23 protein-coding genes are annotated in these 24,408 nt (G+C 42.3%); 14 read left to right on the plus strand and 9 right to left on the minus strand.

Annotation, left to right across the window (positions count from 1 at the left end):
* Positions 1 to 40: 40 nt before the first annotated feature.
* The 3 genes from A9260_RS06740 to narQ form a co-directional block, all read right to left on the minus strand.
* Positions 41 to 1,744: a hypothetical protein gene (locus A9260_RS06740; RefSeq protein WP_068697431.1), complete on the minus strand. Its 1,704-nt coding sequence runs from the start codon at positions 1,742 to 1,744 to the stop codon at positions 41 to 43.
* A 352-nt stretch (positions 1,745 to 2,096) separates the two neighbouring features.
* Positions 2,097 to 2,702, minus strand: coding sequence for a response regulator (locus tag A9260_RS06745; protein ID WP_068697481.1), 606 nt, complete (start codon positions 2,700 to 2,702; stop codon positions 2,097 to 2,099).
* 13 nt (positions 2,703 to 2,715) lie between these two features.
* Complete coding sequence (narQ, locus tag A9260_RS06750) at positions 2,716 to 4,449, minus strand: nitrate/nitrite two-component system sensor histidine kinase NarQ (RefSeq protein ID WP_068697433.1); 1,734 nt, start codon at positions 4,447 to 4,449, stop codon at positions 2,716 to 2,718.
* A gap of 175 nt (positions 4,450 to 4,624) precedes the next feature.
* On the opposite strand from narQ, the gene napF reads away from it, so the two are divergent.
* The 7 genes from napF (at position 4,625) to A9260_RS17015 (ending at position 9,748) form a co-directional block, all read left to right on the plus strand.
* On the plus strand, positions 4,625 to 5,143 hold the full coding sequence (gene napF / locus A9260_RS06755) for a ferredoxin-type protein NapF (protein ID WP_068697483.1): 519 nt from the start codon (positions 4,625 to 4,627) through the stop codon (positions 5,141 to 5,143).
* Positions 5,130 to 5,459: a chaperone NapD gene (locus tag A9260_RS06760; RefSeq protein ID WP_068697435.1), complete on the plus strand. Its 330-nt coding sequence runs from the start codon at positions 5,130 to 5,132 to the stop codon at positions 5,457 to 5,459. The genes napF and A9260_RS06760 overlap by 14 nt, the downstream gene beginning before the upstream one ends.
* Positions 5,456 to 7,945: a periplasmic nitrate reductase subunit alpha gene (napA, locus tag A9260_RS06765; RefSeq protein ID WP_068697437.1), complete on the plus strand. Its 2,490-nt coding sequence runs from the start codon at positions 5,456 to 5,458 to the stop codon at positions 7,943 to 7,945. The genes A9260_RS06760 and napA overlap by 4 nt, the downstream gene beginning before the upstream one ends.
* 177 nt (positions 7,946 to 8,122) lie before the next feature.
* Complete coding sequence (locus A9260_RS06770; protein ID WP_197485260.1) at positions 8,123 to 8,569, plus strand: nitrate reductase cytochrome c-type subunit; 447 nt, start codon at positions 8,123 to 8,125, stop codon at positions 8,567 to 8,569.
* Positions 8,570 to 8,601: 32 nt separating this feature from the next.
* Entirely contained in the window at positions 8,602 to 9,174 is a 573-nt protein-coding gene (locus tag A9260_RS06775) for a NapC/NirT family cytochrome c (protein ID WP_068697439.1), read from the plus strand.
* Between the two features lie 9 nt (positions 9,175 to 9,183).
* Positions 9,184 to 9,324 (plus strand): TIGR02808 family protein, encoded by a 141-nt coding sequence (locus A9260_RS06780; RefSeq protein ID WP_068697441.1) that lies wholly within the window; start codon positions 9,184 to 9,186, stop codon positions 9,322 to 9,324.
* A 274-nt stretch (positions 9,325 to 9,598) separates the two neighbouring features.
* A complete protein-coding gene (locus A9260_RS17015) occupies positions 9,599 to 9,748 on the plus strand; it encodes a hypothetical protein (RefSeq protein ID WP_197485259.1) in 150 nt (49 codons plus the stop codon).
* Between the two features lie 648 nt (positions 9,749 to 10,396).
* On the opposite strand, the gene A9260_RS06785 is transcribed toward A9260_RS17015, so the two are convergent.
* Entirely contained in the window at positions 10,397 to 11,572 is a 1,176-nt protein-coding gene (locus A9260_RS06785) for a hypothetical protein (protein WP_231892575.1), read from the minus strand.
* Positions 11,573 to 11,715: 143 nt separating this feature from the next.
* Between A9260_RS06785 and A9260_RS06790 the strand changes: the two genes are divergently transcribed.
* Positions 11,716 to 12,273, plus strand: coding sequence for a DUF4136 domain-containing protein (locus A9260_RS06790; RefSeq protein WP_068697443.1), 558 nt, complete (start codon positions 11,716 to 11,718; stop codon positions 12,271 to 12,273).
* A gap of 125 nt (positions 12,274 to 12,398) precedes the next feature.
* Here the strand turns inward: A9260_RS06790 and A9260_RS06795 are convergent, their stop codons facing one another.
* The 5 genes from A9260_RS06795 to hutW form a co-directional block, all read right to left on the minus strand.
* On the minus strand, positions 12,399 to 14,180 hold the full coding sequence (locus A9260_RS06795; protein ID WP_068697488.1) for an ABC transporter ATP-binding protein: 1,782 nt from the start codon (positions 14,178 to 14,180) through the stop codon (positions 12,399 to 12,401).
* 144 nt (positions 14,181 to 14,324) lie between these two features.
* On the minus strand, positions 14,325 to 16,463 hold the full coding sequence (locus A9260_RS06800) for a TonB-dependent hemoglobin/transferrin/lactoferrin family receptor (RefSeq protein WP_068697490.1): 2,139 nt from the start codon (positions 16,461 to 16,463) through the stop codon (positions 14,325 to 14,327).
* Positions 16,464 to 16,576: 113 nt separating this feature from the next.
* A complete protein-coding gene (gene hutZ / locus A9260_RS06805; RefSeq protein ID WP_082957076.1) occupies positions 16,577 to 17,227 on the minus strand; it encodes a heme utilization protein HutZ in 651 nt (216 codons plus the stop codon).
* The gene (gene hutX, locus A9260_RS06810) at positions 17,227 to 17,745 is read right to left on the minus strand and encodes a heme utilization cystosolic carrier protein HutX (protein WP_068697444.1); all 519 of its coding nucleotides are present in this window, start codon (positions 17,743 to 17,745) and stop codon (positions 17,227 to 17,229) included. The genes hutZ and hutX overlap by 1 nt, the downstream gene beginning before the upstream one ends.
* Positions 17,746 to 17,764: 19 nt before the next feature.
* Positions 17,765 to 19,120, minus strand: a complete 1,356-nt coding sequence (gene hutW, locus A9260_RS06815; protein WP_068697446.1) for a heme anaerobic degradation radical SAM methyltransferase ChuW/HutW — start codon at positions 19,118 to 19,120, stop codon at positions 17,765 to 17,767.
* 191 nt (positions 19,121 to 19,311) lie between these two features.
* On the opposite strand from hutW, the gene A9260_RS06820 reads away from it, so the two are divergent.
* The 6 genes from A9260_RS06820 to A9260_RS06845 are packed head-to-tail and all read left to right on the plus strand — an operon-like array spanning position 19,312 to position 23,950.
* Positions 19,312 to 20,121, plus strand: coding sequence for an energy transducer TonB (locus tag A9260_RS06820; RefSeq protein ID WP_231892576.1), 810 nt, complete (start codon positions 19,312 to 19,314; stop codon positions 20,119 to 20,121).
* Positions 20,122 to 20,138: 17 nt separating this feature from the next.
* On the plus strand, positions 20,139 to 20,810 hold the full coding sequence (locus A9260_RS06825; RefSeq protein ID WP_068697450.1) for a MotA/TolQ/ExbB proton channel family protein: 672 nt from the start codon (positions 20,139 to 20,141) through the stop codon (positions 20,808 to 20,810).
* A complete protein-coding gene (locus A9260_RS06830; protein WP_068697452.1) occupies positions 20,807 to 21,226 on the plus strand; it encodes an ExbD/TolR family protein in 420 nt (139 codons plus the stop codon). The genes A9260_RS06825 and A9260_RS06830 overlap by 4 nt, the downstream gene beginning before the upstream one ends.
* Entirely contained in the window at positions 21,226 to 22,077 is an 852-nt protein-coding gene (locus tag A9260_RS06835) for a heme/hemin ABC transporter substrate-binding protein (protein WP_068697453.1), read from the plus strand. The genes A9260_RS06830 and A9260_RS06835 overlap by 1 nt, the downstream gene beginning before the upstream one ends.
* Positions 22,077 to 23,141 (plus strand): FecCD family ABC transporter permease, encoded by a 1,065-nt coding sequence (locus tag A9260_RS06840; protein ID WP_068697455.1) that lies wholly within the window; start codon positions 22,077 to 22,079, stop codon positions 23,139 to 23,141. Before A9260_RS06835 ends, A9260_RS06840 begins: the two co-directional genes overlap by 1 nt.
* Positions 23,141 to 23,950 (plus strand): heme ABC transporter ATP-binding protein, encoded by an 810-nt coding sequence (locus A9260_RS06845; RefSeq protein ID WP_068697457.1) that lies wholly within the window; start codon positions 23,141 to 23,143, stop codon positions 23,948 to 23,950. The genes A9260_RS06840 and A9260_RS06845 overlap by 1 nt, the downstream gene beginning before the upstream one ends.
* Positions 23,951 to 24,408: the final 458 nt, after the last annotated feature.

The following is a 24,408-nucleotide window of genomic DNA, read 5'->3' on the forward strand; positions in this document are numbered from 1 at the left end:
AGGGGCTTTTTTATTTAAGATTTAGCGTAACGGTTTTCTACTACTGTTTGTACATAGAGGTAATATCGGTAACGCTACCTGCTGATGATAAAGTCTGACGAATTAACGTACCCTTATCCCAGTCAGTACCGGCAGGTTGATACTGCCAGCGGTTCATTTTTTCGTCAGAAGCCTCACAAGTGTCCTGTAACTCATCAGAATCACACCAACGAATGGTGCTGTTTAACTGAGCCAACGTGGCTTTACTCGCTCCAGCGTCATTCATCGTAAACCACCAGTAATCCATCGCAGCTAATTCAGTGTAGGTCACGGTTTCATTCATCTCTTCGGTTTCACAATTACTGTAAAATTCCTTACCTGTTACTGTCAAACCTTCGGCATTAAATACATAGGTAGATAATGTGCTGCCAGCACAACCATCACGATGAGTTACTGCCTGCCATGTACCGATAAAATCAACATAACGCTCTTCTGATGCTTCGCTCACAGGGTATGTGAAGCTAATGCTTTGGCTTGTGCGCCCGGCATTATCACCCGATAGATGCGTAGTTTTCTTCACTTCGGTATAAATACCGGTAATTTTATCGTAGCTTCCAGAAAGCACATCACGTCGAAGATCTTCTTCTTCACCGTCTTCACTATCATCAAATTCAACAATAGAGAATTTTGTTAATTCACCTTCGCTGCACGATGCATTGGCAATACAAGACCACATACCACCAAACTCAGTCACCTCATCCCAAGATACTGATTCGTCTTCCTCATTAGCTGCGTTCACATCAAGCAGCACATACTCAAAGGCATCACCTAATACAAACTTAGTATTAACGATTGTCTCACCATTACATAGCGATCCAGAACCATTGCCATCACCATCAAAGTCTGCATCTAATCCTTCAGCGTCTAAACAAGCCAAATAGCTTCCAGCCTGATCACCGCTGATAGTGGTATCATTTGAGCCTTCTAAAACAACTAAATTATCCTCGTTTAATTGTAAGACCATCGCTGATGAGCCCACGGTTGCCATAAACAATTCATCGTTTAATAACTTATCGGCATGTACTGAGATTTTATCTGATGATAGTGTTGTCGAGATTTGGCGCAGATACGCTTGTGAGCCTTTAGACCAGTCCACTAGAGCACTTTTATCACCACGGTCTAGATCTTTCAGAGAGTTGTTTAAATGAGAAAGCGCCTCATCTTCAGAAACCCACTCTTCCACCGCCAGCTCTTCTTTCAAATCTTCTACCGAATCCATATCATGCAATAGCACACTATTTAACGCGGCCAGCATATTAGCATCTGGTGATTTTAAGCTGTCAGGCAGAGTGATAGATTGCTCTGTCGTGTCCCCTGCACTTTGCAAGATTCGCGCAAGGTTTAGCGACTTTTGGTAACTGCCCGTTACTTCAAATGGTGACACAACACTTCGAGCATTGGTTTGACCAATACGCAAGCCTTCTTCTCCACCAATAAAAAAGGTGACTAAGTCACCGTCTTCATAATCAAATAAACCCGCAGCATCAGTAAACCCTTTAAGCCCACTCGGTTGTGATTGATAGTACAAACCCTCTACTACCGCATCCACAAACACACCTTGTAGTGAAGTTTCTACTGGAGTATCCGGTGTTGTAACATCGTCACCAGCATCCACGCTCGCACTAGAGCTAGAATCACCACCACAACCAACCATTGTTAAAGCCAGAACAATTGTAGAAGCCAACATTGTTTTTCTGAAATACATGCCATTCCCTTAGTTATCATTATTTTGCTCGAGTCAATTCGAACAAGATCGATCATATTTTCAACAAAACAAGCAAGCAAGAATTAATTTCGCTTAATAAACAAACAAATAGACAGAAGCATCCATAAGCCCCGTGAATACTTGAGATTCGTGAGTGTAAATTATTTGTAAGTAAATGTAACAAAATGAAAATAAATGTGTGACTGTATGAAATGCGTACAGTAGAGGGTAGGGGAATCGCAAGTAATTGAGTAATTGAGTAATTGAGTAATTGAGTAATTGAGTAATTGAGTATAAAAACGTCATCAACAATGATGACGTTTTTAAATGGTAAAATTAAATTCGGAAATGACTAACTATAATGCTCTAAATATAAAATCGTAGCGGCGGTGCGAGACTTAACTTGCAGTTTTTTAAGCAAACTTTTCATGTGCACTTTAACTGTCGATTCAGAGATAAATAACACATCGGCAATTTGTTTATTGCGATGACCAAGCGCTACTTTAGATAAAATCTCTAACTCTCTCTCGGTTAAACTATCTAGCAAGCTTGGGTTTTCGGCTCTGTCTCGAATATGCTCGGCAACCAAATCACTGTACACTTTATCACCCTCTAGCGCGGCATGAAGGTGTTCAATTAATTCATCAGGTTCACTGTCTTTTAACAGATACCCATCAGCGCCAGCTTTGACCATAGCATCAATATCAGCAGGGGAATCCGAAACGGTCAATATGACCACTTTAGTTGCAATATTCTCAGAACGAAGTGCTTGCAAAGTATTAAGACCGGATAGCCCTTTCATATTAAGATCGAGCAAGATCAAATCTAGATCGTGTTGATGAGCTAATGCCAGTGCTTCAGTACCACTGGTTGCCTCACAAACAATATCGAAATCATCTTCAAATGAAAGAAGCTGCTTAATGCCTCGTCGAATTAATGGATGATCATCCACAATCATAATGCGATGGATATTACTCACTGTCTGACTCATCCTTACAATTAAAAGTAATTTGTATCGTGGTCCCGAGATTGGGCTCACTAATAACGGTCAATTTACCATTTAGATACTGACTACGCTCATTAAGAATAGATAAACCATAATGTTCAGCTTTCTCAATACTGGTGTCAAATCCACATCCATTATCTTTGATGGAGACAGTAATTTGATCCCCATTTTGTACACACTCTACCAGTAACAACGTAGCATTTGCGTGTTTAATCGCATTATTGGTCGCTTCGCGAATAATCTGCAATAAATGGACTTGTTGCGACGCTTGCAACTGCATAGAAGACAGTTTGTTATCGACATGAATCTCGGCACGGGTTGTTGCTTGCAGCTTTTCAATCAATACCGTCAGTGCATCACCAAAATTAGCCTCATCAATACTAAATCTAAAGGTACTCAAGAGCTCACGCAATTGTGTATAAGCTTCTCGTAAACCATCATCAATTTCTTGTACCGTCACCGATGATTTAGGCATCTCTTCAATTTTACCTTCAGACTTTAATGAGCGTTTAAGTAAGCTCATTTGGATCTTCAAGAAAGACAAAGACTGCGCTAGCGAGTCATGCAATTCTCGAGCAATGGCACTGCGCTCTGCATAAATTAATAGTTGTTCAAACTTTTTCTGAGCTTGATTGTAATAAATACCACGCGCCAATATATACGACATATTATCAACCAACTCTTCTTCGACAAACTGCTCGTTGATTTGTAGCTTATTGATTTGTATATACAAACAACCTAATTTCACCCCATCTAAAATCAGAGGTTTTTCAAGATAAGAATCAAACGTAGCATCACCTGAAATTAACTGCGTAGCCTGCCCTGCACTATCATCGATAACCAATTTAACTGCCTCAATATTATCGACAGTGGCAAGGTTGTTTATGATCTGCTGAAACTGCACCGATGACAGGCGTGATGCTGATAATTGTTGGGTACTTTCATAGAGAACTCTCAAAGAACGGTTAGCATGACGCAGCTCTTCGGTCTTATTTTCCACCGTTGCTTCTAAACGTGTGTAATGATCTTTAAGGGTTTTGGTCATGCCATTAAAAGTCGATGCCACCGCCCCTAGTTCATTATTCACTGAGTCGTTAAGTACCACATCAAAATCTTGTGACTCCACTTTACGGCTCGCTTCCACCAGCGCTTGTAATGGAAACAACACCTTAAAGCGCAAAAACCGCATAATAACAAATGAAATCAATATGATACACGTCAGAGCAAAAGCACTAAACACCAATAACTTTAATAATTTATGCTCAGAATTTAACTGTAATTTCAGTACAAAATCATCAATGCGTGACACAAACATTGGCAAGTATTGCTGGTACTCGGCATATTGCTCTGTCAACAACAACTCTTTCATTACATACCAACGCTGCACAATTCCTTGATAATCATTTTGAATATCAATGGGAACCGTCCATCGAATCAAATCTTGCATCGAAGGCGAAAACAATGAAGCTTCAAACTCTTCAATATGTTGAGGCAATTCTTTGACATTTATTTGGGCATCATAAGCCAATCGATAGCTTTGCATTCGCATAGAACCAGATACGTTTACTGCTTCCGCATCATCAAAACTAGAATAAACCGTTGCCACCGCAATCATGATGGTAAAAGCCGACAACAGCACCATTAAAGACACGGCTCCACCAATTGTGGTCGACACGGAATGCACGGTATTTTTCTTCACGTTTTTCCCTATTTTCAGTTTTGTGAACTCTGCCACATTAACTATTTGATCTAAAACAAGTTAAACATAAGTTTAACCCTTTTTAGGTATATCAGACACAATTTATTCACCTAGAATTAGTAAGTGATTAAAGATATGCGTGCGTATTCGCATGATTAACTTTTTAAGGACAACTTTGGTCGATCTATCAAAACGAAAACTATTTACTAGACGAACATCGGACTCAGCCGTTATCTACGCAACAGGGCAACGTCTTCCGTGGGCAAAAGCAGACTCTGACTTTCTCGACGGATGCACTCGCTGTGGTAAATGTATCGATGCTTGCGAAACCAATATCATCATTAATGGTAGTGGTGGATTTCCAGCAATCAATTTTGACCATGGTGAATGTTCATTTTGTAAAAAATGTGTGTTGGCTTGTCCTGAACCTCTTTTTCATAGTACCGATAACGTGCCTTGGAAAATAGTCGCTCAAATCAATGAATCATGCCTATCTAACAATAATGTTGAGTGTCGCACTTGTGCAGACGAATGCGAACCGGCAGCAATACAATTTACGTTTGGTATTGGGCATGTTCCAAAGCCTAAACTAGACTCTCAGTTGTGCACTGGATGTGGCGCTTGTTTAAGTGTCTGTCCAGTAACGGCTGTTTCAATAACTGACTGCAACGAGGATCGCTATGCCAGCCAGTGAAGTTCATATTTCAAGCTTTGTTATTTACTGTAACCCAGCAGAGATGGAGCCTATCCGTAACAAAGTAAATCAATTTTCTACTACCGAAATTTATGCCGAATCCGCAGGCAAATTTGTTGTCGTTATGGAAACGGTAGACCAAGGCTATATTACCTCGACAATCGATGAAATTAATGATTTACCCGAAGTGATCAGTACTGCTTTGGTTTATCACCAAATCGAAACTGATATAGACGCCCTTGATACAGACATTCATGCAACGGTTGCTACCGATGCCAGCAATAGTACACCGACCCCGCAAGAGGACTTATTATGAAAATGACACGACGCGAGTTTGTGAAAGCAAATGCTGCGGCTTCTGCTGCAGCGGTAGCCGGAATTTCACTTCCCGCTTCTGCAACCAATCTCATTGCAAGCTCAGACCAAACAAAGATTAAATGGGATAAAGCACCCTGTCGTTTTTGTGGTACAGGCTGTTCAGTGCTGGTCGGAACGCAAGGCGGCAAAGTCGTTGCAACCCAAGGTGATCCAGAAGCGCCCGTCAACAAGGGCCTAAACTGTATCAAAGGCTACTTCCTATCTAAAATCATGTACGGTGAAGACCGATTAACTCAACCTTTGTTGAGAATGACAAATGGTAAGTACGATAAAAACGGTGAATTTGCACCTGTCTCATGGGATGTTGCTCTAGACACCATGGCCGAAAAGTGGAAAGAAGCCCTTAAAAAGAACGGCCCAACAAGCGTTGGTATGTTCGGCTCTGGCCAGTGGACTGTCATGGAAGGTTATGCAGCCTCTAAAATGATGAAAGCCGGCCTTCGCTCAAATAACATCGACCCTAACGCACGCCACTGTATGGCATCTGCGGTAGGTGGGTTTATGCGAGCTTTCGGTATTGATGAGCCAATGGGTTGTTATGACGATTTTGAACATGCCGATGCATTCGTGCTTTGGGGTTCAAATATGGCGGAAATGCACCCAGTATTGTGGACTCGCATTGCCGACCGCCGTCTAAGTCACCCTCACGTACAAGTTAATGTTCTGTCGACCTATTATCACCGTTCTTTTGAATTGGCAGACCATGGCTACATTTTCCACCCTCAATCAGATCTTGCGATTGCAAACTTCATTGCGAACTACATCATTCAAAACGATAAAGTGAACCATGACTTTGTCACTAAGCACACGCATTTCAAACAAGCTGATACTGATATCGGTTATGGCCTACGTGATGACGACCCACTGCAAGAAGCAGCGGCAAATCCAAACTCAGGCAAGATGTCAGGCATCGACTTTGATGCATACGCTAAATCTGTTGCGCCTTACACTGTTGAGAAAGCCAGTGAAATCTCTGGTGTTTCACAAGAGCATTTGATCAAACTGGCCGAGCAATACGCCGATCCTAACCTTAAGATCATGTCGCTTTGGACTATGGGTGTTAACCAGCACACTCGTGGCGTTTGGATGAACAACCTGATTTATAACCTGCATTTATTGACAGGTAAAATCTCAACTCCTGGTAACTCACCATTCTCACTAACCGGTCAACCATCAGCTTGTGGTACTGCTCGTGAAGTCGGCACCTTCTCCCACCGTCTGCCAGCAGATATGGTGGTTGCAAATCCTAAGCACAGAAAAATTGCTGAAGGCATTTGGAAACTACCAGAAGGCACTATCCCGCCGAAACCGGGTTACCACGCCGTTGTGCAAGATCGCATGCTGAACGATGGCAAGCTAAATGCTTACTGGGTAATGTGTAACAACAACCTGCAAGCAGGTCCAAACATTAACAAAGAACGTCTTCCTGGTTACCGTAACCCAGACAACTTCATTGTTACTTCAGACCCGTACCCAACCGCAACAGCGCAAGCATCAGATTTGATTCTTCCAACCGCTATGTGGGTCGAAAAAGAAGGTGCGTACGGTAATGCTGAGCGACGTACTCAAGCTTGGTATCAACAAGTTGAAACTGTTGGCGAAGCGAAATCGGATCTTTGGCAAATTATGGAATTCTCCAAGCGCTTCAAAATGGAAGAAGTTTGGCCAGAAGAATTACTTGCTAAAGCGCCTGAGTATCGCGGTAAAACCATGTACGACATGTTGTTCAAAAATGGTCATATCGACAAATACCCATTAACTGAAGCGCAAGAGCTGAACGATGACGCTCAAGCACAAGGTTTCTACGTTCAAAAAGGCCTATTTGAAGAATACGCTACCTTTGGTCGTGGCCATGGGCATGACTTAGCACCGTATGATACTTACCACCAAGTTCGCGGCTTACGCTGGCCTGTTGTGGATGGCAAAGAAACATTGTGGCGCTTTAAAGAAGGCTCCGATCCTTATGCAAAAGCGGGATCAGATTGGGACTTCTACGGTAAACCAGACGGCAAAGCGTGGATTATTTCTGCGCCTTACGAAGCTCCGCCAGAAGTACCAAGTGAAGAGTTTGATATGTGGCTATGTACTGGCCGTGTGCTAGAGCATTGGCATACCGGTACCATGACGCGCCGTGTACCAGAGCTTTACAAAGCGGTACCAGATGCAGTGTGTTACATACACCCAGCAGATGCCAAAGAGAAAAATCTTCGTCGTGGTGAAGAAGTTCTAGTGTCGAACAAACGTGGTGAGATTCGCGTTCGCGTAGAAACTCGCGGTCGTAACCGTCCACCTAGAGGCTTAGTATTTATTCCATTCTTTGATGCTCGAATTCTGATTAATAAATTGATTTTGGATGCAACTGATCCACTGTCAAAACAGACCGACTTCAAAAAATGTCCAGTTAAAATCACTAAAGTGGCCTAAGGCCTTTGACCATTACATGGGGCTAATTCACTAGCCCCTACTAATAAGCCAATAGGCGGAGAAATAATAATGAAAAAACTATTGATTGCTCTGTTATCAATTAGTGCCATAGGCGTAGCAATTGCGCAAACGGAAGTCGAAGGTGTCAGTCATGCACCTAGTGAAACTGACGACGGCATGATGCAACAGACTGAGTTACAAAAAGCGGAAAATGCAGGCGTAGAAGAAGCAGAACTGCATAACCCTGGCGGTATCGGTGGCGTACATTCACTGCGCGGTGCCAGTGAGTTAGAAGCTACTCGCAAAGCGGACGCTTTTAAGAAATACCCTCGTGAGCAAGTATTAACTAGTGAATACGTCTATCAACCCCCTTTGATCCCTCATAACATTCGTGGATATGAAGTATCACTTAACGTTAATAAATGTCTTGCGTGTCATAGCTGGAAAAATGCAAAAGAAATGGGAGCAACTAAGGTCAGCGTTACTCACTATGTTAATAGAGAAGACGCCGTACTTGCCGATGTATCTCCAAGACGCTATTTCTGCTTGCAATGTCATGTACCTCAAGCCAATGCGAAACCACTGGTAGAGAACAAATTCAAACCTGTTGATTCACTTCAATAAGCTTTGCTAGTTGTTAACATAAGAGGTTATTTATGAAATTTTTAAAAGCGTTTTGGAAGCGGCTATCAACACCTAGTAAAGCAGCGGTCGGCATTGTTCTATTTATGGGATTTGCCGGTGGTCTACTGTTCTGGGGCGCGTTCAATACGGGAATGCAATACACCAACTCTGAAGAGTTTTGTGCGGGTTGTCATGAGCCTATCGTTCGTGAAATCCAAGAAACAATACACTACTCTAACCGTTCTGGTGTAAGGGCAATATGTTCCGACTGTCACGTTCCGCATCAATGGACTGATAAGATTGTTCGTAAAGTTCAAGCATCAAAAGAAGTCTTTGGACATATCATCGGTATTATCGATACTGACGAGAAATTCCAAGCACGTCGTGGCCACCTTGCTGAGCGCGAATGGTCACGTTTGAAAGCTAACGATTCTCTTGAGTGTCGCAACTGTCATGAGTTCGAATATATGGACTTCTCTGAACAGGGCGAACGCAGTGTTAAGCAGCACTCGACTGCACTCGCGTCAGGTGAAAAAACCTGCGTAGATTGTCACAAGGGTATTGCACACAAATTGCCAGACATGCATGGCGTTGAAGGCTGGTAGGAGAGATTTATGAGTCAATTAGAATCCATCATTTGGCACGTGTTAGGTTACAGTGCTATGCCTGTGATTATCTTAGGTGGCTTTGCTGCAGTCGCAGCAATCTGTATCTGGCTTCTTTCTATTACAGCAGATAAAGAGGGAACCAATTAATCACCTTAGATTGATCTATAGTGCAACCTAAGGGGTTTAAATTTCCATCGTTGAATATCTGTCAGTTGTTCATTAAGAATATTGGCAGATATTCGCATTAAATGAATGAAATGTGTCTCATATGTCACGAACGACTGAAAATTTTTTAATGTGCTCGGCATCATAAAACAAAAGCGAACAAGCAATACAGCTCAAACTTTTATGTAACCGACCTTTTTATAATCAATATTGAGAGTAAATTGAACCTATAGTCATTCACTCATGAGGTGTAAGTATGATCTACAGCCAACATGCAGAAGAGATCAACAAAGCGGCGACTCACAATATGTGGCGTCTCATTGGAATTATTGTTGCGGTTAAAGTCGGCTTAGTTGCCCTACCCAGCATTATTTCTTCACTACACGGTTTGGGCCATTTCTTTTAATTACATTTTTACTCAAATCATCAAGCGGCAGACCCTTTAGGTCTGCCGCTTTTCTTTTGTTTACTTTTATCAGATAGCTTTAAATATAGGGCGAGCGCATGAATGAACACTTATCGATCAATCATGTACATCATCTCCACAAGACGCCGTGAAATCATCCTTGATGGCTTCATAGTGGCATCCATGCCACAAACCCATGTCACAAAGAGTTGTTCCGATAATGCACAGGATTTTGTTCAAATAACGTTCGTGATCTCACCCTGGCTTTAAATATCCTTGTCGCAAGGCAGGACAAAGCCTCATGCAAATGTGCTTTGCTCAAAATTAGCCTATTTCACACTTTAATTATTGATATAATCTGCCAAGTTTATTGGCGTTGTAAGGCAACCAGATGAGAAAGTTCTATGTTGTTGAAGGTGATACTTCATCAAGGAAAGAGAAAATAGCTTACCCTAAATTAGCCTTGTGCGATGACTGTGTTAGCGGTTATTGCGTGATTAGTGAAGGCGAACGAACGTATAAACCTTGCGCCAAATGCGGAGCTGAGAATTAAAAATAGGTGGGTGTTGTGTCTGTATTTACGCTGATACAAAGTCCTTATAAAAAGGACTTAAACAGACACTCACCTTTAATAGCATATAGTCGGTGCTAAAAAACCTCATTCACATTGAAATAAAATAAGGTTTCGTCTTCACCAAATCCAAGATCGGCTCGCAAGTTTATGCGCCCTTTTAAGCGATAACGTAACCCTAGGCCGTAACTGGTGAGTAGATCGTCACTGAGTTGACTCATATCTTGGCCTGTAGAACCGACGCCCCCCCAGAACACACTGCCCCAGCGTCTATAGATTGGCAGGCGATACTCAACTTGAGCCATGGCCATTTGTTCATCACGATGACGGCCTAAAATGTAGCCTCGCATGGCATACGCACCGCCTAAATCTGGCAGATGATTCCATGGCACATCACCAGAGGTAAAACTCCCCTGCCCTTGTAATGCAAGGACGCCGGGGATCGGCTGTAGATCAATAAAGTGGGCTAATTCAATATCATAAAGACCAAAAGAGTCAGAATTTAAATTACTGTAATACGCGCCAAAGTCGGCCTGAAATAACGTACCGCTTTCGGTGTTCTCAATATAGTTACGGCTATCATATAAAGCCGAAACCAACATACCCACAGAAGTATTTGATTCTAGATCGTTAAATAACAATGGATTACCACCACCAATAACCTCATCGCCTACTTCAGGTTCTTTGGTATCGACATAGGTAACATTAGCGCCAATGCCAACAAACCAGTTTTCAGCCACCTGCTGATACCATTTAGGCGTTATTGTTAGGAGGGTTTCGGTATATAAGACTTTGTTATTGTCATTACTGGTGGATTCGTAACCACTGCCGTAATAGACCACAGGTTCATCATGAATCTCTGATTCTAGGACAAAGCGATTTTCGCCTGAATTGAGAAACGTCGTATTATCAAAAACCACGCCCATCGATAAGTTGGTTGAGACATAGGCATTAATAACAAACGATGACGGCTGATTCACATCCAGTGCCGAATCTGTTTTGTATAACCCAAGCACGAGTATTCCCCCGCCAAACTCTTGTTCAGGGTTATAAAAGACCGAGGGAATATAGCTCATATCAACCCCTTTATCGGGATCAAACTCGCCATCTGCTCCAACCAAATCAAATGCTTTATCAACAAACGTAGGCTCGGCATCAGCAGGTGTTTCAAATAAAGGTTGTACCGCCAGTAGCACAGGGCTCACTAAGGTTGTAACCGCGATTAAAGAAAAATTACGAAGGGAAATAAACACACAGCATCCTATTCTTGTGTATACAGTGACATTAAGCCAAAGCTTTAACTGGACTTTCCGTTGTCCACTCATATATTCTACTTGTTGAGTATTGTTGGTAAACCGATATTCTACAACTCTTTCTTTATTATTCTGAGGTGCTCATGAAGTGGCTTTTTGCTGTAGCGTTCGCTGTTGTTTTATCGGCTTGTACAACAACCCCACCACCGGCTAATAATTTTGCCATTGGTATTGTGACTAGCGGTGATTATCGATTCATTGGGCCTGGAACTAAAACCTATGCATGGCACCCAAGATCAGGGAAGGCTTATGTTGCAGAGGAGATGAATGAGGGCAATATTCGACATGTATTTAATGATGCCATCAGCCAAAGTCTTGCCGAAAAAGGCTATATAAGAGTACCACTGCAACAACAGCCTGACTTTGTCATTGGTTATGGCGTTGCTTTAGAGTCTGCACTTAATGACGACCAGTTGTTTGACAAAATCCAGCTCTCTACCGGTATTCCAGCATCAGATTTTAATAACAGCGATGAAAAAGGCAGCATCGTTATCGCCATGTACACCTACCCATTACTTGAGCTTAAATGGCACTCTTTAGCGCAAGGTGGCGCCGATCCGAAACATGATCCTGAAAAGAATAAGCAAAAAATCAAATCCTATGTGGATTCAATGCTTAAAGATATGCCCGTTTCACCCTAGCCTCTAACTCTAAACCCCATTTACACAAAAGCCGATATCAATGTAAGTCATTACATCTGATATCGGCTTTTACTTTTGCTAGCATCTAGACAGGGATTGTGTAAATTCTAATCAAATAATGCCAATCATCCTGCTTGTAGATTGCCATAGAGCGTTTGATATAAGCCATCTGCTTGAATAAGATCCAAGTGAGTTCCAAACTGGATCACCTTACCATCCTCTAAAACATAAATAAGATCGGCCTGTTTTACCGCAGATAATCGATGAGCCACAATCAATGTCGTGCGATTTTTCAAAAAGCGATTTAATGCACCGTGTAAATTGGCTTCGGTAGAAGTATCAAGAGCTGAAGTCGCTTCATCTAAAATAACTAATTCAGGATCACTTAATACCATTCTGGCAATCGCCAGTCTTTGACGTTGCCCACCCGATAAACGCACACCTTGACGACCAACATGAGAATCTAGACCATCAGGAAGCGTGTCCCTAAGACCATTTAACTGAGCCACTTCTAGTGCGTTCCACAGTTTTTCATCATCATAATGCTGACCTAACGTCAGGTTTTGACGCAACGTATCATTAAAAATCATCGGTTGCTGTAGCACAACCGCAAGCTCTTTACGAAGCGCCTCATAGCTGACGGTTTCAATGCTATGCCCATTGATAAAAATATCGCCGCTGTCTTTTTGATAAATACCGAGAAGAAGCTGAATTAACGTCGATTTTCCGCCGCCAGATGCACCAACAAGCGCCACTCTTTTTCCTTTAGGTATTGTTAAAGAAAAGTTCTCTAGTACATTTCTATCCGAATCATAAGAAAAACTCACATTATTAAATTCGACCTCAATGGGCTCACCTTTACTAAAGGGATTGACACTCGCAACCGGGCGATATTCCTCGGGCATCTCTAAAATGGTATTCAGTCTTTTCATTGCCGCCGATGCGCTGTACCAAGAGTATTGAATGCTCAATAACTCTTGCACTGGAGATAACATAAACCAAAGATAACCAAACACCGCAAAGATCTGGCCTATGGTTAAATCGCTAAATAGCACCATTAACATGGCCGCGGCGCGGAAAATTTCAAAGCCAATTAAGAACATCAGAAATGACAAACGATTGGCCGCGTCAGACTGCCAAGCGTATTTGTCTGCATCAACACGAATGGCATCGGCATCTTGTTTAAGCCTATCTAAATATTCATATTCACGGTTGGCTGCGCGAAGTTGATAAATGCCATCTAGGGTTTCAACCAATCGCTGCTGAAAACGCTCAAACGCTTGGTTCTCTTTCTTTTTTAGATGCTTAACTCTTTGTCCAAGCTTGCGAGATAGAAAAATAACCACAGGATTCATTAAGATAATAAATAAGCCCAACTGCCAATTAAGCCATAATAAAATCCCGCCAGTACCAATAACGGTCAACACACTAATCACAAAACGGCTGAGCGTAGAGCCAATAAATTTATCAATAGTCTCAATATCAGTGACTAAATGAGAAGTGAGGCCACCACTGCCCTTCTCTTCATACTGCTGCATGGAGACTCGGCCAAGCTTATCAAGTATCCATTGACGCAATTGGCAAGTGAGTTTTTTTGAAACCAAGGTGAACTGTCTGGTTTGCAAGATATTCAAAGCCTGACTGGCTATTCTCATCATCACAATCAATAACAGCACAGTAACTATGTACCCTGCCGGTTTTTGTAGACTTTGCGGTAATAATTGATTGAGAAATGCTAAACCTTGCGCGGGTTTATTGAGTAACACTTCATCAACCATTAAAGGCAGTAAAAGAGGAATTGGCACGCTGATCAGCGTGGCAAAGAAGGCAACAATATTGGCGTATATCAGCATCTTTTTATGCTTTTTCGCCTGTTGATATAACCATGTTTTATTCAGTGTCGGCATCACGCCAACGTTTTGTTTTGACACACAAAGTCCTTTCTAATGGTTGCTTGTCTTGTGTTTTACAAATCACAAAGCCACTCTACAAAACCTTTTGTAAAGTGGCTAGAGTTTGCAGTTTAACCCGCTAGGCTGATGTCACTCAGTTTAGAACAAGTATTCTAAGCTCACTCCCCAGTTACGTCCGGCTTGAGTATCAAAATCTGTTTTATCTGTGCTACCGCTGAGATCGTCATACAACCAATACTTCTCGTCCAAGGCGTTAAATAAACCGGCACGAAGCGTTAAGTCATCCACAGGGCGATAATAAGCGGTCACATCTAATAGAGCATAAGATGGCGCTTCAATGTTATCCACTTCTGTCCACTGATCTTTGCTGGCAACCATAGTGTAGTTAACTAACGCCCCCCAAGTACGGTTATTGTTGTCATAACCAAGCCCAATCACACCCGTTAAAGGGGCAACAGAGTCCAGTTCACGACCTGTTTTTACATCTTCACCATAAGCATAAGCAATGCTTAATTTGGTGTATGTTCCCATTGGACCAAGAACAGTACCCGCAGCTTCTGCACCATAGATAAGCGCTTCATCAATGTTGACTGAAGTATAAATATCGCGGCTTGTTGTTGGATCGGTTCCGACTTTTTCAGTCGTGATAAAGTCGTCGTATTGGTTATAGAAAGCGCTGACTTCATATTGATAAATGCTGCCTTTGCCTCTAAAGCCTAGCTCATAAGATAAGCTCTTTTCTGCTTCTAAATCAGGGTTACCATAGAAAATAGCGCCGTTATCATAGAAGTAATAAAGGTCATATACAGTGGGTGCTTTAAAGCCTTGGCTCACTTGCACATAAGGACTAAAGGCTTCATCCACATGATAAACCGCCCCTAAACGACCGGTAAATGCATCATCTTTATTCGATTGATGCGTAGTAGTATAACCATCATTTGGCTCTGGATCGGTGCTAAATGAGTCATAGCGAACACCGGCTGACAACACTAGCTTCTCGTTCATTAAGAAGGCTTGGTCTTGCAGAAAAATGCCCCATTGCTGCACAGTAGCATCAGGTAAACCGGTACTGCCGGGCGACGATACTGGCGTACCACCTAAAATATGATCGTTATTCTCTAGAGAGAAATCATTGTGTAAGAAGCTCGCACCGTAAGTTAACTCGTGATAATGAGAATCTGCCACAATCACTTTGTTAAATTGCATATCTATCTGAATAGAATCATCTTGAGCAATTCTCTCTCGATTACGCACTCGGTCTTGAATGATAGGGAACCAGTTTGTCGTATCGTAGTTGTCTGACTCAGATTCTGTTTGCTGATAAGAGACCGTCCATTTTAGCTCATCGGCAACCACTGAGTTCATTGCCCACTCATGCTCTAGGCCGACACGCATTCTGTTATTGGCATCTTTAACCGACACATCAGAATAGACAAAACCTGGCATTAACTCCCAGCCCTCTTGTGAAAGTACGGTTTCATCAAAGCTGCGATCAAAGTACTCAAACGTTAAACCAAAACGATGATGGTCATTCGCTTGGTAATAAGCCTTAACCAAACCATTGTATACCTGAGACTCAGCTGGGTTAGCCGCGCCTCGGTCTTCACCGTTAATGTCAGCGCCATCACCATGGGTTTGATACTCTTGTCCATCGGCATAGGTAAACATTGCAATGGTTTCCCATTTGCCCTGACGCATTGCCCAAGTTGCGGTATTTTTAAATTCGCTATTGACTGAAGAATAAGCCGATTTGATACCGAAACGATGTTCGTCACCATCCGTTAGCAGAACATCATCGGGGTTTTTAGTGCGCATTAACACCACACCGCCCAAGGCATCTGAACCATACAAACTGGACGACGGGCCTTTGTTGACCTCAATGCCTGCTAGGGTATCGGTTTCAATAGAATTCGGATATTTACGTTGCTGAGTAGAGCCCGGGTTATAAGGGACAGGCTGCTGAACGCCATCCACCATTAACTTAACTCGGCTGTCTTCCATACCTCGGATATTAAATCCCGACACACCAAATCGACCACTACCTTGTGCTTGCACACCCGGCGTGTATTTTAAGGTATCTTTTAAATTGTTGTTCATCTGCGCATCGAGATCGTCTCGACTAACCGTCGCCACAGATGATGACACATCACTTTTATTTTGTTCAGTTCGCGTTGCTGATACCACTACCTCATCAAAGGTAAAGGTCTCTTGTGCAAGCACCATCGGGGAAGCGAAAACAGTGCTTATTGCAATTGCTAGGGTCGTTTTTTTGTACATGATAAAACCAAAATCCATTTATAAAAGTTGCACTTGGCCTACCAACTGATTTTTAGCAATCAGTTAGTAAAGCGAAAAAGGTTAATGATGCTCTCAATAGTGAGAGCTAATGATTAGCTTTGTTCAGAAATGTGCTGTTTCTCTTTTTGCACATGTCCTTCACTAAGATGTAGAAAATCCACTAAATCGTTGCCTGTAACATTAAAGGCCTGTCCAAATCCTTTCACATAACGTCCATTGCTAGGCGTCAGCTTATAAAGATTAAAATCTGCAAGCTGCGCAAGGTTTTGCGCCATTTCACCAAAGCGTTTAACTAATGCCAAAACGCCTTCTTGCCCTTGAACGGATGCCTTATCAATATGCTCAGCTTTGGTATCAAAGGTTAAACGCTTGCGAGCATGAACATTATTTGCAGCGCCTTCATCTTCAACCATCATGATCGAAACATTGTGATTAAATTTAAGGTTTTGACCGTGAGCGGCTAGATCACTGACCAAGATGTAATAACCCGCTTTATCGAATGCAAATGGGGTATAACTCACATGCGGTAATCCTTGCTTGGTAATGGTTGCCAGTTGTAAGCTTTGGCAAGCATCACGAAACTCTTGAACTTCAGGCCCTAAGCGCCCTTGCAGTCGTTGCTGCTTAATTTGCGCTCGGCTTTGTGTGTTCAAGCTGTCCTTGCTTTGGTTTTGTGAGCTTTGATTTTTCGAACTTTTATTTTTCAAGCTTTGGCTTTCTGTATTGATAGTTTCGGCAGTCATTATGCAAATTCCTTTTTAAGCTGCTGCAGTTTCTCAAGTTGTTCAGGAAATAACTGACGCTTTTGATTGCGCCCTAAGTAAACCTTAAACACACACTCACCCTGTTCATCATAAAAACCAATGAAGTGACTTTCCATTTTATGAAAAGGTTTAGATACAATCGCAACGTGCTTTACTAAATCCAACTTTAAATGTCCATGAAGTTCCCCTTCACGCCCCATCAAGTTGTAATAACCATGCGCAACTTTTCCTTTAGGAAACGGGGCTTTATATTCAAAAATTGACCCGAATGAATGCACAATAGTCGTCACCTTTCCCCAGCTAGGCAGAGCCTCTAAAATAGCTTGCGCGTGCTCACTGGCTAATGGCGTTAACATAGTAGAAGGCAGCACAAACGTAACTTCACCTTCGGTTAAATTCAATGTGGCTGACATTTCAGAAACAGGGACTGAATCGTCCTTTTCCATCATAGTGGCGACCGCTTCTAAAACCTGCTGTTTTGTTAATTTGGTATACATACCTATCCCTTACTAAAAATTATGCTGTTTCTGTTGTTTTATTGTTATGTGGATTTAATTGATTATTTGAAATCACTTGAATCAGATTTTGTGCCAGCGTTACCGACCAAAATTGACCGGCCAAAGTCAGAGATAAATAACCGTGATTAAGCTCAGCTAAGCCATTTTTATTCCACGCTTCAAAAAGTGGATTTAAACGCTCAAATAGACCATTTGGTAGAGATTGGTTACTCAATACTCCGCGATCAAATGCCGCTTTAATGGTATTGACTAGATGAGCATTAGGCGCACTAGAAAAAGCCATGGCAGAGGCAAACAAAGAGCTTTGACCGGCTTCAATATATTGATCCATATCTCTATATTGCATGGTGCTAATACCATTCACATTGCCGCCAGCACCTGCGCCCAAAGGCATAACCTGAGCTGAGGTTTTGGCTAAACTGTTGTAAATAGAACGTTCACGGTTATCTGAGCTCCAGTGATTCACACTTAGGCGTCTTTGGTGATTTTTAGCCATAAACTCCACACCCATTTGGTACATGGTGGCTTTCATTTGAGTATTTGCAGGCTCAGGCAGTTTCCCTTGTTCAACCAATCGGCCCATAGGTAGGTTTTGCATTTCGATCAGCTGATAAAGATCCACGCCATGAGCGCCACTTTCTAAGTAAATGTCTAAATCTTTAGCCCAATTAGAAAGGGTTTGATGTGGCAGACCATACAGAAGATCAATCACAATGGGTGCACTGTCATAACTGACAAAATGCTGTAGACGCTCTAGCACTTCATCACCATCATTAAGGCGCTTAGCACTGCGGCGCACCTTAGTATCAAAACTTTGCACACCAAAAGAAAAGCGGTTGATGCCCCCCTCAAGAGCCGATTCAAATTTATGATCATCAAATCGATTAATCCGCCCCTCAAGGGTCATTTCACAATCTGGAGTAAGGGGAAAGTAGCGTCTGATCATCTGCGCTAATTGTTTAATTTGTTCAGCACTTAAATCGGTTGGCGTTCCCCCTCCGATATACACAGCTTGAAATGGAAAAGCCTGACTCCAAGGCATACTTGCTTTCCAGATAAGCTCTTTTTTTAGCGCCTCAAAATACTGATCAATCAGTTTGGTACTAGAAGCGTATTGAAAGAAGTTGCAATAGGTACAGCGCACACGGCAAAAAGGAATGTGTATATACAAGCAGCGCGCACCTTTTTCCCCTGTCTCTGACATAGCATGACTTAATGTCGCCTGCACAAGATTGGCTGGCACAGGCTTTGCCATACCACCAGCGTGAGGCCCCTTTTTCTTTGCAAAAGAGAAGCGCAATGGATCGGGTGTATGCTTTCCTGTTATGTCTAAGTTATTCAACTCAAGATTCATGGGTTGATGTCTTTTCCGTAGTTTGGATATCGAATTTCCGCAAACAGTTGCACAAACGATAATGAGAATAAATCCCATCTACTTAACTTTGCGATCAAGATCTCGATCTTAAATCTAAATACAAATGATTATTGATCTGATTTGTATTTTCAGCATAATTCGATTTATTGCACTCTAATACCTATACAAAAATGACATCAGTGAAAAAGTTTAGATACCTGATAGCTGGTGCTATTTCTCTTTTAATTCATGGCATTGCGCTATCTTTCGTATCTCCTAAGCCTGAGATAACGCTGGCTGACACCCATCACGGGCAAGCCGTCAGCATTCAGCTCGTTTCTGTCGCTCAACCTAAACAAGAACGACCGCCTGAGACTCTCAAGTCTAAAGACACACAATCACAACTAAATAGAGCACCGGAAGCAAGCAAGACGCAGGCAAAGCTGACTAAAACCAAAGCAGTTAAAACAAATGCGGTTAAGACAAGGGCGGTTAAAAAGAAGCCTATTGAGAAGCTAAACACTAGCCAGTCAAAAAAGGCAAAACAGACAGCGCCCAAACAGCAAAAAGTACAGCTCGACAAACCTATACCAGAACCCAAAGTCCCTCTCGATGAGCCAGAGATACCAACAACAGAGATAGAGCCAGCAGAGTTAAAAAAGGTAAAAAAAATAGAACAAGTGGAAACCAATACGGCTTTGAACACGTCAAATAGCATGCCGAAAATGGTCAACAAACCGACATTTTCAGCAAAGCCAACCCCAGTTCGTTATCCAAGATTGGCACAAAAACGTGGCTGGCAAGGCAGTACCTTAATCGAAGTATGGATAGACAAAGAAGGTCAGCAAATTCAACAAGATGTTATTCAATCTTCGGGACATGAACTTTTAGATGAGGCGGCAATCAATGCGGTCACACAATGGCAATTTGAACGCCGAGACGAACAAGGACAGCGCATTGCCTACCGCGTGCAAGTTCCCATTAATTTTAAACTTAACTAAACGCTAACGAGCACACTATGAACACCTTAATTACTCTGCACAGTCAGCTAGGAATGATGACCATTCCACTGACCGTTTTGTCGGCGCTAACACTGATGCTCATCTTAGAACGCACCTTTTATATGTTGCTTAACGGGCAAACACACACGACCCAGATATTATCTAAGGTTCACCGAATCAATTTTTCAAACTCAGCTCAAGTTGAACAATTTATTGAAAGCGACCTACAGGGCAAGGCCATTATCTTCCAAGCGATGAGAATGTTGCTGGGGCACCGCAGTTTTACTAAAGATCTGCGTGAAGAAGCGGTCAGTATTTGGCTATTTAAAAAGAGGCAGCAGTATAAATCAGGGATTCGCACCCTTTCTATTATTGGTGTCATCAGCCCTTTAATTGGTTTATTGGGCACGGTTTTAGGGCTTATTGACATGTTTAAAGGACTGGCACTCACCTCTGGTTCAATCTCTCCGTCAGTGTTAGCCGATGGGCTTGGGCTTGCGATGTCAACAACCGCTGTAGGCTTACTTATCGCGCTCCCGGCAATTACCGGCGCTCAATTATTGAGTATGTGGATTGAAAAAACACTGGCAACCATAGAGTACACCTTAAATCACAGTAACTTGCATATAGAAGGGATATCCATTGAGTGCCCTGAGAACTCAAAATCATGCGAAGAGGTCATGGCATGATCAAGTCACAATCTTCGCTGTTTGATGAAGAATTTAAGCCCGATTTAACGCCGTTACTGGATATTATTTTCATCGTAATGGTCTTTTTATTGTTAACCGCCAACATCACCATTAAAACCATGGATGTAGCCATTCCTCAAACCGACGACGGGCAAGTTCTCAATGCTCAAGATAAAGCGGTGATAACCGTCAATATAATGACCACAGAACCTAAATGGGCAATCGATGGTGAAAGCTTTGCTGATTGGAGCGCTTTTACACACGCTTTACTAAGCAAAGTGACCACTTCACCAGAACACGATTTAATCCTATCGCCGGACAAATCAGCCGATGTGGAATCCATGCTAAAAGTTTTAGCTTGGCTACAAACCAATGAGATCAACGCAACCAATATTGTCATGGAAGAGAGCAAATAATGAGACAGATTCTATTATTAATTACCCTGTATTTTACCAATTCGGTTGCCCTAGCTAACCAAACAGATGAACCCAATAGAATCATTAGTGTTGGCTCATCCATTACTGAGCTTCTGTATGCATTGGATGCTAAAGACCAACTGGTGGCTATTGATGTAACTAGCAAACACTTCGATGAAAGCAAGCAACTGCCGCAAGTTGGCTATCATCGTCAGTTATCAGCTGAAGGATTAATGGCGCAAAACCCAACCCACCTGATTGGTTCGCATGAAATGGGGCCAGAATCTACGCTAAATCTACTTAAATCGGCAGGGATTAAAGTCATTACTGTGCCATCGGGAGACAGTGAGCAAGATCTTGATGCGCGTATTGATGTTATTGCACAAATAACGGGTAAAGAACCGCAAGCTGTTGAGCTGAAAAAAGAACTGCATACTCAAATTGAATCGTTAAGCCAATTACCCTCACAGCAACAGCCTAAAGTTATTTTTGCCATGTTAAGTGAAGGTCGCCCTGCTACCGTTGCCGGTTCTCAAACCACCATAGACAAAATCATTCAATTAGCGGGAGGCATCAACCCAACACATAGTGATTTTAGCTCATATAAATCAATGTCATTTGAAGCCATTGTCAGCATCCAACCACAATATATATTAATCCCTCAACGTAGCTGGGATTCTTTAGGTGGACAGCAAGGCATTATCGAAAAATTTCCTTTATTAGCCGCAACACCAGCCGCGACCAATCAGCATATTATTCCGGTACCCGGCACTGCGATCATTGGAGGGTTTGGTATCGAAAGCATTGAACTCAGTCATAGCCTTTACCAAACTTTTGAGCGTAAAAAATAATGAATTTCGCGCCCTCCTTTAAACTATCAACTCCGGCTTTACTGGGCATTACCCTAGTCACGGTTTATATCGCCAGTATTTTATCCATTAGCGTTGGCCCAATGGATATCAGCTTTACCCAAAGCATGAGAGCGTTAGTTCCTAATGTAAATTGGCTTGGGCTGCAAGATAGTGCCTTACCTGCCCACATTAATATGATAGTGCAGCAAGTGCGTCTGCCAAGAACCTTACTTGCGATTGCTATCGGAGGCATTCTAGCTATCTGTGGCGCGGTAATGCAGGGATTATTTCGTAATCCTTTAGCCGATCCTGGCATCATTGGCGTCTCCGCAGGAGCGGCTCTTGGCGCGGCATTAGCTATTGTTGTTTTTGGCTCTCTTGCTCAGACCTACCCGCAACTACTCATGTTTGGCACAGTGCCGATGTTCTCCTTCTTAGGCGGTGCAATTACTACCCTATTAGTTTATCAACTTGGGACATCACCTAATGGTACTTCTGTAACGATGATGCTATTAGCAGGAGTAGCTATTGGCGCTTTATCAGGGGCTATGTTGGGATTATTAAACTATTACGCAGACGATCAAGCGTTAAGAGATCTGTCTCTTTGGACTATGGGCTCACTGGCTGGCGCTAATTTCTCCAGCGTCATCTTTGGCTCAATCATTTTACTCATTTTAAGCTTTTTATTTTATCGTGACGCTGAAAATCTTAATGCATTGCTATTGGGTGAAGCCGAAGCTAGTCATTTAGGTATTGATGTTCAACAGCTAAAACGCAGGCTCATTTTGCTCACCGCCGCAGGGGTTGGCGTGACCGTGTCACTGGCTGGGATGATTGGCTTTATTGGTCTTATTGTCCCTCACCTTGGACGAATGATTGCAGGGCCAAATCATAAAGTGCTGATTCCTCTTGCGACTGTCCTTGGCGCGCTGTTACTGCTCATTTCCGATATGTTATCGCGCATTTTAGTCGCACCGCTTGAGATCCCGGTTGGCATTATTACTGCCGTACTTGGCGCGCCTTTCTTTATCTGGTTGTTAGTTTCACAAAAAGGACGAATTTAATGGGTGTACCTGTTGTTAAATGCACTGATATCTCAGTGAATATCGGTAAGAAGTTAATTTTAGATAAGGTTAACATTGAGTTTAACTCGCATGAATTTACCGTATTATTGGGTCCTAACGGCACCGGAAAAAGTACCTTACTCAAAACCCTAACTAATGAAGTTCCTTACACTGGAAGTCATTTATTATTTGGTAAATCGATGGGTGATTGGGATAAGAAAACACTGGCGAAACAGTTTGGTATTTTACCTCAATCTAGCTCATTAACGTTTAACTTCACCGCTCAAGAGGTAGTGGAACTGGGCGGACTCACTCTACCGGGCGGGCAAAAGCAAATTGCCTTGATTGCAAAAAAAAGAATGCAGCAAACGGGCGTCTTGCACCTTGCCGACAGGCTCTACCCAAGCTTATCGGGCGGCGAAAAACAGCGAGTACACTTTGCACGGGTGCTAACGCAAATTAGTTCGTCTCAAAGCAATTCAAGTCAAAGCAGCTCTGCTCAGAATAATAAGGTTTTATTTCTCGATGAACCCACGTCGGCATTAGATTTAAGCCACCAGCACAACACCTTAAATTTGGCAAAAGAGCAAGCAGAGCAAGGCGCTTGTGTGGTTGCCGTTTTGCACGATCTCAACCTTGCCGCGCAATACGCAGATAGAGTTGTCGTATTAAATAAAGGCAACATAGTTGCCGATGGGACGCCGTGGGAGGTACTCACCTCAGAAACGATTAAGGATGTGTACTGCTGGTCGACTCAGATATTGTCTCATCCAACTCACCAACATCCCGTTGTTCTTTCCGCTCATTAAGCACAAACTATCAAGCATGCTGAGAGTCGTTTAAGGTTTAGATCTAAGCGTATTCTCAGCAACTTACTCAATATCTTCCTCAATAACTTACGCATCAACTTCTCATCAATTTTGACCGTCATTCATAGCTAATTTCAAAACCAACTGCACACAACGCGAATAGACGAGAAGCCAATACTCATGCTGTGCTTTTAGCCACGTACGCCAAAGTCATTGTTTGTTTCTTATATAGTCACTTAATATACCAAAAATGACTTATATCACTTTTAGTTATAAGTATGATCTATTTATGCTTTGCAGTTAACACCTATCTAACCGTTCTGAATGACCGGCCTTACTCTAATCAATTAGTTGATTTATAACGACTTTATTGCAAGTAATGTACAGAGCGCTTTTCCTTAGTACTTAGCCGCCTATCTTAGATTGTTTGATTATGAGCCAAATGTTTCGATTGTTGT

The sequence above is a fragment of the Vibrio sp. UCD-FRSSP16_30 genome, assembly GCF_001676025.1.
In the GTDB taxonomy this organism is placed as follows: Bacteria; Pseudomonadota; Gammaproteobacteria; order Enterobacterales; family Vibrionaceae; genus Vibrio.